Origin of the sequence: Aneurinibacillus aneurinilyticus ATCC 12856 (assembly GCF_000466385.1) — a bacterium.
Classification (GTDB): domain Bacteria; phylum Bacillota; class Bacilli; order Aneurinibacillales; family Aneurinibacillaceae; genus Aneurinibacillus; species Aneurinibacillus aneurinilyticus.
On the sequence record NZ_KE952804.1, the window covers coordinates 50,029 to 59,967 of the forward strand.

Below are 9,939 nucleotides of genomic sequence, written 5' to 3' on the forward strand. Positions count from 1 at the left end.
ACTTAAATTTGCCGATAACATAATAGAGACAGAAGTGGGATAGAGGAAAGGAGCCGGAACAAATGGCAATAGACGATAAAAAGGGAATTTTGTTGGAGAGTGGGACAAATGAGCTGGAGATTATCGAATTTGGCATCTCAGGAGAAACATTCGGTATTAATGTAATCAAGGTACGCGAGGTCATCAATCCTGTACCGGTAACACGTACACCGAAAATCCATCCCCATGTGATGGGAATTATTCAATTGCGCGGTGAAGTACTGACAGTTATCGATCTGGCAAAGGCGCTGGGCTATCCGCCGTCTGATCATCCGGAACAGGATAAATTGATTATCGCTGAATTGAATCAGATGAAAGTCGCGTTTTATGTGCATTCTGTATCACGCATCCATCGGATTTCCTGGGAACAAATCGAGAAGCCGTCCGATTTGGCACGTGGCGTGGAAAGCAGTACAACCGGTGTTGTGAAAATGGATGATCGTTTTATTCTGTTGCTTGATTTTGAGAAAGTAGTGGTAGATATCAGTCCGGAAGCAGGGATTAATGTCGGGCAGTTAAAAGATCTTGGAGCACGCGATACGTCTGCTAAGCGTATTCTGTTGGCAGAAGACTCTGCAATTTTGCGTAAATTAATCGAAGAGACGCTGCATGAGGCAGGATATGTGCATATCGAAATCTGCCAGGATGGCAATGAAGCGTGGAACTACCTGGAACATTTGGCCCGTACTGAGCAGAACATAACTGAGCATATCCAGCTCGTTATTACCGATATCGAGATGCCCAAGATGGACGGACACCATCTGACCAAGCGCATTAAAGAACACCCGGAGCTTCGTAAACTGCCGGTTGTCATCTTCTCTTCATTGATTACGGACGATCTTCGCCATAAGGGTGAGAAGGTAGGGGCAGATGCACAGGTCAGCAAGCCGGAAATCGTAAATCTGGTTAAGGTTATCGATAAATTAGTAGTGTAATTAGAAAGAATTCGGTCATACTAAAGGCAGTGTCTGGATAAAGGAGGCGCAGCAATGACCGACCGAAACAAGCGACAGGCGATGGAGATGACGCATCCGCGCAGCCAACCGTCACGCCTTGATCAGTATGGCCGGGATGGGGAGATTCCTCTCACAGGACAGGAGCCGCCAAAAGCAGTATCTATGGCGGAAGCTGAAGAGGGCCGGGAATAGTAACAAATGAAAAAGAAGCCTTACGGTATATAGACACCGTGGGGCTTCTTTTTTGAATAATCTATGTTTCAGAAGACGATGCAATTTTATCGAGCAATTGTTCAAGAGCGGTTTCTGCCATAGATTGCAGCCGAACATCGATCGGATGAAATGGCAGTGTTTCGATAACGAAGTTAGGTACGATAACGCAGTACATGCCTGCTCGTTTGGCAGCCAGTGCCCCGTTAGGTGAGTCTTCGAACGCAATCGCCTGTTCAGGTTTTACACCTATTCTGCGAAAACCTAAGGTTTAATAAGAGTACGTTACAGTAACGGAACTTCCCACCTTTAGTTCGCCTGGATAGACCTGGCTTCCGCCGTTTATGGCTTTTTCGCTAGCGGGCATGCTATCTGCGCGTACCTGGGAATACATAATAGGTGGTGTCGGTGAGGTGCCGTCTGAGATTTGTACAGCGCCCTTAATTGTTACGCCTGCTCGTTTGGCGATGCGCTCGGCCTTCTGACGGGCATTATCGAGTGCAGCATCTGTTGCATCCAACCGGTGCGCCTCCATTTTTTCAGAACTGAATGAGACATTGTCAATCCGATTTGCCCCGGCTGCTGTTGCCGCGTCCATTAGCGGGCCGACTCCTGCCAGATCACGATAAGTTACTTGAATGATCTGCTCTACCTGATAGCCCCTTAGCTGTTGCTTATTATTATCCCAGGAATAGTCCGGCATCGTGGAGAAACGGACGGTTTGAATATCCTTGGCCGGAACGTTTCGTTTTTCTAGTGCTGTCTTTATTGCCTTGAATTGTACAGCGTTTTTCTCCTGTGCTTCCTGGGCAGTTTTGCCGGTAGTGTTAAGGCCCAACTGAATATAGGCAATATCCGGCTGTACGGTTACTTCACCATAGCCACTCACGGTAATCGTACGCAATCCTACCGTACTTACAGCGTTTGCCTGCGATTCGGCTGTCGCAGCATGGGCAGCAGGAGCTGTGGCCAGCCCTGTGAAGAGTACGGCACCAAGTAGCGTTGTACAGCCTAAAGTCTTTATGCTTTTTGAGATAATCATTATTCTTCTCCCCTTTGTCCGTATCGTTATCTGTATGACGGTACTTTGTTGGGAAAAGTTGCAAAAGACTTACAAACGCTTATTTGTTTATGCTTGAATACGGAACCGGGTGATTTGATCCCAAAGGCCTTCACGAGCGAGAATCTCCGCTTGTTTGTCCCCGATTAAGTCGAAGTGTGGAAATTCTTCACGCAGATGCAGGTGTTTACGCTCAAGTCCATACGCTTCTCCCCAGTTGAGCAGAGCATTCAAATCTGCACACCCTGCTTTTGTGACCGTTTTGATGTTCGGATAGCGCGGATGCAGCCAGAAATGAGTTAGAAGTGATACTTCCCCTTGCCGTACTTTTGCCTTCCAGGCGGCAAGTTCTGTGCGTGTAATGCCGAAAGCCACGTAATGCTGCCCCCCCTTCTGGATTGCAGGCAGGCAATAGAGTGAAGCTGCCCGCTTTATTAAATAAGTATAATAAATAACACTTTATATTTCGACTTGTACATGCTGATTATCCATATACCAAAAAAAGAGCACCGATATATCAAGCAGATACATTTGTCGAAAGGTTGCATTTGGTAAAATGGTATAATAACAAAGTGCTTTCGTGCAAAATGGCGCGTAAGTGAAGGATTTTACGCTTTATTCTATTCAAGGAGGCGTTTGTGATACACATTGTAAACGAACAAAAGACCGAGCGTGCCATATTAGTCGGTTATTATAAAAAAAGTGAGAATCAGCGTCAATTCGAACTTTCGATGGAGGAGTTGGCCGAGCTTACACGTACCGCAGAGGCGGAAGTCGTTGCTACGCTGACCCAAGGGCGTGATCAGGCCGACTCCCGCCTGTATGTTGGCAAAGGCAAGGTGGAGGAAATTAATGCATTGGTTCAGGAACTGGAGGCGGATCTTGTTATTTTTAATGATGAGCTGACGCCGATGCAGATCCGTAACCTGGAGCATGTTATCGAGTGCAAGGTTATTGACAGAACACAGCTTATTCTTGATATCTTTGCACAGCGTGCCCGTTCGCGAGAAGGTAAGTGGCAAGTAGAACTTGCCCAGCTACAGTACCGCTTGCCCCGTCTGACAGGAAAAGGAGCTGAACTATCCCGGCTCGGTGCAGGAATCGGTACGCGGGGACCGGGGGAAACGAAGCTAGAAACAGACCGTCGACACATTCGTCGTCGCATTGGTGAAATCGAGGGCCATCTGGCTGAGGTGAAGCGGCATCGCCAATTGTATCGTGAGCGTCGCAAGAAAAACGCCGTATTTCAGGTAGCGATTGTAGGCTATACGAATGCGGGCAAGTCGACCATTCTTAATCGCCTGACTGGTGCGGGTATTCTTGAAGAAAACAAATTGTTCGCTACGCTGGATCCCACCTCGCGTCGTGTGAATTTGCCAGGCGGTGAAGAAATTATTGTTACAGATACCGTTGGCTTTATCCAGCATCTTCCGCACCAGCTTGTTGCTGCATTTCGTTCTACGCTGGAAGAGGCGGCGGAAGCGGATTTAATTCTGCAAGTGATTGATGCTTCCCATCCTGATTACCAGATTCATATGGAAGTAGTCGATGAGGTTCTGACTGAGCTTGGAGCCGGTTCCATTCCTCGCCTAACTGTATTCAATAAGATGGACAAGGTAGAAGAACGGCCTATTTCCACGGTGTCAGGTGAAGTGTTATATCTTTGTGCCTACGCAGAAGCAGATATGCAGCGTCTGCTGGAGGCTGTCGAAGCGCATATCGAAAGCCAGTACAGTCGATATATATTGAGGTTACCGACGGTACGCGGCGATTTGTATGCCCTTGTGCGCCGGAATTTGCATGTACTGCGCGAAGAGGTTGACGAGGATGGTACGCACTACGAACTGGAGGTAAAGGGAAAGGATATTGGACAGATTTCTCCTGAGCTTGTTACATTCCTTTCGTGAGTTTATCTTATTTAGAGCCTCGATTTTTATAAGGTGACAGGTATAATAGAAGGTATGGCGTCCTGTCTGCGGGGCGCTTCCTCTTCTTCATCTTCATTCCTGCCTCGCACAGTCCCATATATATTCAATCAGTAAATGCAATTTACATGGAAAGGGTAGATAGAGTGTTTTCATATTTAAAGCATGGAGAGAAATTGGCACCATATGTAGAGCAAGTAGAAGCGGACATTGGACCGCGTCTGCGTGAAATTGAAAAAATGGCTGATTATAATCAATTTAAAGTATTACGTGCTTTTCAAAAGCATCAGGTGAGTGATTTTCATTTTGCGCCATCAACCGGCTATGGATATGACGATATGGGCCGGGAAACGCTGGAAAAGGTGTATGCGGAAGTATTCGGCGGAGAAGCGGCGCTGGTGCGTACGCATATTTTGAGCGGTACACATGCGATTGCTATCGCATTGTTTGGTATGTTGCGACCGGGAGACGAGCTGTTGTACATTACCGGTGCACCGTACGATACGCTCGAGGAAATCGTGGGGGCGCGCGGGCATGGCAAGGGGTCGCTTAAAGAGTTCGGTGTGGGCTATACGGCTGTACCGTTGAATCCACAAGGTGATATTGATAAAGAGGCAATCGCCCGGGCCATACATAAGAATACGAAGGTCATCGGCATCCAGCGCTCGCGCGGCTATGCTGATCGCCCTTCCTTTACTATTGCCAAAATCGAAGAAATGATTGCGTTCGTGAAAGGCATTCGTTCGGATATTATCGTATTCGTGGACAATTGCTATGGTGAGTTTACTGAGGAGAGGGAACCGCTGCAAGCCGGCGCTGATATTATAGCTGGCTCGCTTATCAAAAATCCGGGAGGCGGCCTGGCGAAAAGTGGCGGCTATGTTGCGGGCCGTGCGGATCTGGTGGAGATGGCATCCTATCGTATGACAGCTCCGGGGTTAGGTGCGGAAATCGGGTCAACCCAGTACGGTACACTAGAAACGTTCCAGGGATTTTTCCTTGCTCCGCATGTAGTAGGAGAAGCATTGAAAGGTGCTGTGTTTACTGCCGGTCTTCTGGAAAAGCTTGGCTTCAAGACGAATCCGCGGTGGGACGCGCCACGTACCGATTTAATTCAATCCGTTGAATTCGGAACGCCTGAAGGTCTGGTGACATTCTGTCAGGGGATTCAGAAGGCATCTCCTGTCGATTCGCATGTCGTACCGCAGCCGGGTGATATGCCGGGCTATGCGGATCCTGTAATTATGGCTGCTGGTACCTTTATTCAAGGAGCAAGCATTGAATTGTCTGCAGACGGCCCGCTTCGCCCGCCCTATCTTGGATTTGTGCAGGGAGGACTTACTGCTTCACATGTAAAAGTTGGTATATTGACTGCGTTAAATGACATGGTAGAAAAACATTTGTTAAAAATCTAAAAAAATCAAAAAAATACATGTAAAGTTAGCTGACATGTATTGACGAGGAAAGCTGACACGTGTAGAATGAAACCAAGGAAGCAAGGAGATTCACCGGTAAAAGGAGATACGGTATGAAAGATGAAATTCGCCGCAATATGGCCCTTTTTCCGATAGGAATTGTTATGCAGCTGACAGAATTAACTGCGCGTCAAGTCCGTTATTACGAACAGCAGGGGTTAATTGCTCCGGCGCGTACGAAAGGCAATCAGCGCCTGTTTTCCTTCAATGATGTAGATCGCCTGCTGGAGATTAAGGCGTTGCTTGAAAAAGGGCTCAATATCGCTGGTATCAAGCAAGTGCTCGCGATGAAGCAAGAAGGCAAACATGATAGTAATGTGCTTGATGAGAAAGTTGAACAAAAGCGCAAGGAATTGACCGACCGTGAACTGCGCGACATGCTAAAGCAACAGATGTTCACGAGCCGTCCGGGACAAACGTTGCTTAATCGGGGGGAGCTTTCCCGCTTCTTCCATTAATAACTTATAAAAATATACAGGGAGTCTCCTTGCTAAGGAGAGAATTTAAGGAGGTAGTTTGGAGATGGCAGCAAAGTATACGAAAGAAGACATTTATCGTCTGGTAAAAGAAGAGAACGTAAAATACATCCGCCTGCAGTTCACAGATCTGCTCGGAACGATTAAAAACGTAGAAATTCCAGTCAGCCAGCTTGAAAAAGCGCTCGACAACAAAATGATGTTCGACGGCTCTTCCATCGAAGGCTTTGTACGTATCGAAGAATCTGATATGTATCTGTATCCGGACGTTGACACATTCGTTATCTTCCCTTGGACGACAGAGGGAGGCAAGGTTGCCCGCTTTATCTGTGACATATATACTCCAGATGGCCGGCCTTTTATGGGAGATCCCCGTCAAATTCTGAAGTTTGCACTGAAAGATATGGAAAGTCTCGGATTCAATGCCTTCAACATCGGACCGGAACCTGAATTTTTCCTGTTCAAGCTTGATGAGAAAGGGCAGCCGACCAATGAATTAAATGACCAAGGTGGATATTTTGATTTTGCGCCTCTGGATCTCGGTGAGAACTGCCGCCGTGATATTGTGCTGACGCTTGAGCAAATGGGCTTCCAAATTGAAGCGTCCCACCATGAAGTGGCACCAGGCCAGCATGAGATCGACTTCAAATATGCGAGTGCGGTAGAAGCAGCTGACCAAATCCAAACATTCAAACTTGTTGTTAAAACAATTGCACGTAAACACGGTCTGCATGCGACCTTTATGCCGAAACCGCTGTTCGGCATTAACGGATCAGGTATGCATTGCAACATGTCCTTGTTCTCTGACGGCAAGAATGTATTCGAAGATCCTTCCACAGAGCTTGGTTTAAGCGAGACGGCCATGCATTTCCTTGCAGGTATCGTGAAAAATGCACGTGGCTTTGCTGCCATCACCAACCCAACTGTAAACTCTTACAAGCGTCTAGTTCCAGGTTATGAAGCACCTTGTTATGTGGCATGGTCGGCGCAAAACCGCAGTCCGCTCATTCGTATTCCGGCTTCTCGTGGTATGAGCACCCGTATCGAAGTGCGCAACCCGGATCCGGCAGCGAATCCATATCTGGCACTGGCAGTTCTGCTGGCTGCAGGCCTTGATGGTGTGAAAAACAAACTACAGGCTCCGGCCGCAGTGGACCGCAATATTTATGTGATGAATGAAGCAGAGCGTAAAGAAGCGGGTATTGACAGTCTTCCTGCGACATTAAAAGAAGCGATTGAAGATTTGAAAGCAAATGAAGTTATTTGCAGTGCACTGGGTGAGCACGCGCTGGAGCACTTCGTAGAGGCAAAAGAAATCGAGTGGGATATGTTCCGCACAACGGTTCATTCGTGGGAGCGCGAACAATATATGAACTACTAATTTGTTACTGAAAGCATAGCGGCAAGGTTATGCTTGAAATTTAAGAAGCGAGGGTGTCCCAAAAGTAACTTTGGGGCACCCTTTTTCACGTAAAAAAGAAGAAAATCGCTCTTTTTGATATAATGAAGTCACCACAACAAACAAAATATCAGAAAGGAACGATTTTCTTATGTACACTCATTATACCACAGAAGGAAAACGAAAATACAGCCAACGAAAAATCGATGTGGAACCTGTATTTGGTCAAATCAAACACAATCGCCAGTTCCATCGATTTTCATTAAGAGGCCTATCCAAAAATACGGTGGAATGGGGTCTTATTTGTGCTGCCCATAACCTCATAAAATGGACCCTAAAATTAAATCAACGATCAAAAGAACCACAAATACGGAGATAAATAGAAAGAAAATCGAGGATAAGCAACCTCTAAAATCCATATTCAGGTAAAAAAAGAAGGGCTGGCTCGAAAAAATTGTTTTTCAACGACCTTTTGAACCTTAACTTGATGGCTATGGAGACAGCCTCTTGTTTTTACTAAACACCCGGTAATTGAATACCACGCTATTCTTTAAAGGCACTTCCTGAGAAATTGACTTTCTTTGATACAAAGAAATATACAAATACATAAACAAATAAACTTCCAATTACAAGATAGTATATTTTAGCAGTAGAAGTAAGAATGAACATAGCGAAATATAGAACAAATAATTGTGCATATAATATAACCAAGACAAACTTTAAGAAAGAATCATTTATCTGAGATTTAGAAATAGGGTAAAGTAATGCACTTTGTTTAATTTCATGTTGTAAAGGAATTACTTGAAATCCAGTCATAAATAAAATTAGGATATTAAAAATCCAGCCACTTGTTGGTATAGCATAATTAACAAATATGCCAATTAAAGTTAGTCTTAAATAAAGGTAAAAGTAATCATTATACCTTACAAACAAGTGTGAGTATAAATATAAGAATGTGTTGCTTTGGCTATATGGGATACACCTTTTCAGAATCATAGTGAGCAAACGTCTATTCCGAGAAGAACGTTTAAGATTAGGAACATCCATGAAAATATTAATAAATTTGAAGTTCCTTAATAAGGCACTTTCTTCTTCAACTATTAGCCACTGCCAATTCAGATTTCTTTTTTTTCCAATAAAATAAATTAAAAAGACCAAATTTACACTCATTAAAACAAGCTCAAAAATCCAGTCATTTTTAAACAAAAAATAACACATTAAATATATCGAAAAAAACCTATTTAACCTGTGTAACACAAATTGTACATGGTTCTCTAACCATTGTTCAGTCCACTTCATTAAAATGTTATAAGAAACAATCCCCACTATTAAAAAGAAGATTGGAAAATTTATATTAGTTGTGTGTAAATATAGGGATAATAAAATGGTAATTAAACTAAGCAATTTAATAACATCAATAACAAAACTATATGCTAGTGATTTAATAAAATACGACTTTAATTCCCATTCTAATGGCAACAAAAATATTATATCCGCCCTTTTAATAAATGTACGAACTTTTGTCTGTATTAAAATGAAGGTTACAAATAGTGATAAGATTGCTTCAACAGATATTTGAGGAGGTATCCACTGAAGAAATAAATTAAAATAATAAATAAAGATACTACTAATGACCAGAAAAAAATAAACAACATTCGCACCAATTATTGAATAGTACCTGAACATTTTTCTATAAAATTCCTGAACCCTTAAACCCCATAATGTTTTTATATCCATTAATACACCCATACTTTTATTGAATAATATCCTAATGGCACTATATGTGTAATTCATTTAGCTATTTTTCATTGTTGTACAATTGGGCAATTAGTATCAAGTCCACGTTGTAGTCAAAAAATACATTCCACCGATACTCCTAACAGAAGACGTTTCATTATAACTCCTCCATAAATGAATCAATATTTTTTATCATGTGAATCAATTTCATAAATCTGGGGCCAGTAGCCACAAGGGTTTCTAAGCATGGAAAAAGGAGTACCTCCCTAAATCTCGAATAAGTTAAGCACGACCAAAACTTTAGAGATAGGATGGTGACTCCCTATGTCCATTATACGACAAGGAAGCTTGTTTGACATTCAAGATTTATACGATTTAGAACCTACCCATCGCTTTGAAGCGATTTTTTCTACTTTATACCTGGAACCTTTGCTTGTAGAGCTCTCCAAAAAACGAGGCGCGGAATGCCTACTAAGCTTAACTACACAGCCATAATCTATTCCTTGGTCGCCCGGGTCGTGGAGCGAATTCCTACTATCAAAGACTTGCGAAAACGATTAAAACATGATTTTATCTTTCGTTTGGACTGTGGATTTCTTTTCTCTGATTCCCTTCCTTCGGAAGCTTCTTTTTCACGTTTGGTGACAAAATTAGGGACATGC

11 protein-coding genes and 1 pseudogene are annotated in these 9,939 nt (G+C 43.7%); 8 read left to right on the forward strand and 4 right to left on the reverse strand.

All coding sequences use genetic code 11. The features are described from left to right. The first annotated feature begins 68 nt into the window (after positions 1 to 68). Together HMPREF0083_RS13890 and HMPREF0083_RS28105 are read left to right on the forward strand one after the other, a co-directional pair. Positions 69 to 974, forward strand: a complete 906-nt coding sequence (locus tag HMPREF0083_RS13890; protein ID WP_040302820.1) for a chemotaxis protein — start codon at positions 69 to 71, stop codon at positions 972 to 974. A 54-nt stretch (positions 975 to 1,028) separates the two neighbouring features. Beyond that, a complete protein-coding gene (locus tag HMPREF0083_RS28105; RefSeq protein WP_021622091.1) occupies positions 1,029 to 1,187 on the forward strand; it encodes a hypothetical protein in 159 nt (52 codons plus the stop codon). Positions 1,188 to 1,248: 61 nt separating this feature from the next. Here the strand turns inward: HMPREF0083_RS28105 and HMPREF0083_RS29770 are convergent, their stop codons facing one another. From HMPREF0083_RS29770 to HMPREF0083_RS13900, 3 genes are all read right to left on the reverse strand, one after another. Then, a complete protein-coding gene (locus HMPREF0083_RS29770; protein WP_148315972.1) occupies positions 1,249 to 1,458 on the reverse strand; it encodes an HAD family hydrolase in 210 nt (69 codons plus the stop codon). 18 nt (positions 1,459 to 1,476) lie between these two features. Continuing rightward, the gene (locus HMPREF0083_RS13895) at positions 1,477 to 2,247 is read right to left on the reverse strand and encodes an SIMPL domain-containing protein (protein ID WP_021622093.1); all 771 of its coding nucleotides are present in this window, start codon (positions 2,245 to 2,247) and stop codon (positions 1,477 to 1,479) included. Positions 2,248 to 2,334: 87 nt separating this feature from the next. Beyond that, a complete protein-coding gene (locus tag HMPREF0083_RS13900; RefSeq protein ID WP_021622094.1) occupies positions 2,335 to 2,640 on the reverse strand; it encodes a hypothetical protein in 306 nt (101 codons plus the stop codon). A 263-nt stretch (positions 2,641 to 2,903) separates the two neighbouring features. Between HMPREF0083_RS13900 and hflX the strand changes: the two genes are divergently transcribed. The 5 genes from hflX (at position 2,904) to HMPREF0083_RS27265 (ending at position 7,919) form a co-directional block, all read left to right on the forward strand. Continuing rightward, complete coding sequence (gene hflX, locus HMPREF0083_RS13905; RefSeq protein ID WP_021622095.1) at positions 2,904 to 4,172, forward strand: GTPase HflX; 1,269 nt, start codon at positions 2,904 to 2,906, stop codon at positions 4,170 to 4,172. Positions 4,173 to 4,336: 164 nt separating this feature from the next. Beyond that, a complete protein-coding gene (locus HMPREF0083_RS13910) occupies positions 4,337 to 5,605 on the forward strand; it encodes a methionine gamma-lyase family protein (protein ID WP_040302807.1) in 1,269 nt (422 codons plus the stop codon). A gap of 113 nt (positions 5,606 to 5,718) precedes the next feature. Then, positions 5,719 to 6,123 (forward strand): MerR family transcriptional regulator, encoded by a 405-nt coding sequence (locus HMPREF0083_RS13915; RefSeq protein WP_021622097.1) that lies wholly within the window; start codon positions 5,719 to 5,721, stop codon positions 6,121 to 6,123. Between the two features lie 64 nt (positions 6,124 to 6,187). Then, positions 6,188 to 7,522, forward strand: a complete 1,335-nt coding sequence (gene glnA / locus HMPREF0083_RS13920) for a type I glutamate--ammonia ligase (protein ID WP_021622098.1) — start codon at positions 6,188 to 6,190, stop codon at positions 7,520 to 7,522. Positions 7,523 to 7,667: 145 nt separating this feature from the next. Next, positions 7,668 to 7,919 (forward strand): transposase, encoded by a 252-nt coding sequence (locus tag HMPREF0083_RS27265; RefSeq protein ID WP_476726776.1) that lies wholly within the window; start codon positions 7,668 to 7,670, stop codon positions 7,917 to 7,919. 164 nt (positions 7,920 to 8,083) lie between these two features. On the opposite strand, the gene HMPREF0083_RS13925 is transcribed toward HMPREF0083_RS27265, so the two are convergent. After that, entirely contained in the window at positions 8,084 to 9,277 is a 1,194-nt protein-coding gene (locus HMPREF0083_RS13925) for an ABC transporter permease (protein WP_167331568.1), read from the reverse strand. Between the two features lie 324 nt (positions 9,278 to 9,601). Between HMPREF0083_RS13925 and HMPREF0083_RS29420 the strand changes: the two are divergent. Then, positions 9,602 to 9,939, forward strand: a pseudogene (locus HMPREF0083_RS29420) (transposase); the annotation flags it as partial.

What these genes read in the sequence shown, in the direction of transcription:
- HMPREF0083_RS13895 (WP_021622093.1), bottom strand. Translation starts at nt 2,247, where the DNA reads ATGATTATCTCAAAAAGCATAAAGACTTTAGGCTGTACAACGCTACTT.
- HMPREF0083_RS13925 (WP_167331568.1), bottom strand. Translation starts at nt 9,277, where the DNA reads ATGGATATAAAAACATTATGGGGTTTAAGGGTTCAGGAATTTTATAGA.
- glnA (WP_021622098.1), top strand. Translation starts at nt 6,188, where the DNA reads ATGGCAGCAAAGTATACGAAAGAAGACATTTATCGTCTGGTAAAAGAA.
- HMPREF0083_RS28105 (WP_021622091.1), top strand. Translation starts at nt 1,029, where the DNA reads ATGACCGACCGAAACAAGCGACAGGCGATGGAGATGACGCATCCGCGC.
- HMPREF0083_RS13915 (WP_021622097.1), top strand. Translation starts at nt 5,719, where the DNA reads ATGAAAGATGAAATTCGCCGCAATATGGCCCTTTTTCCGATAGGAATT.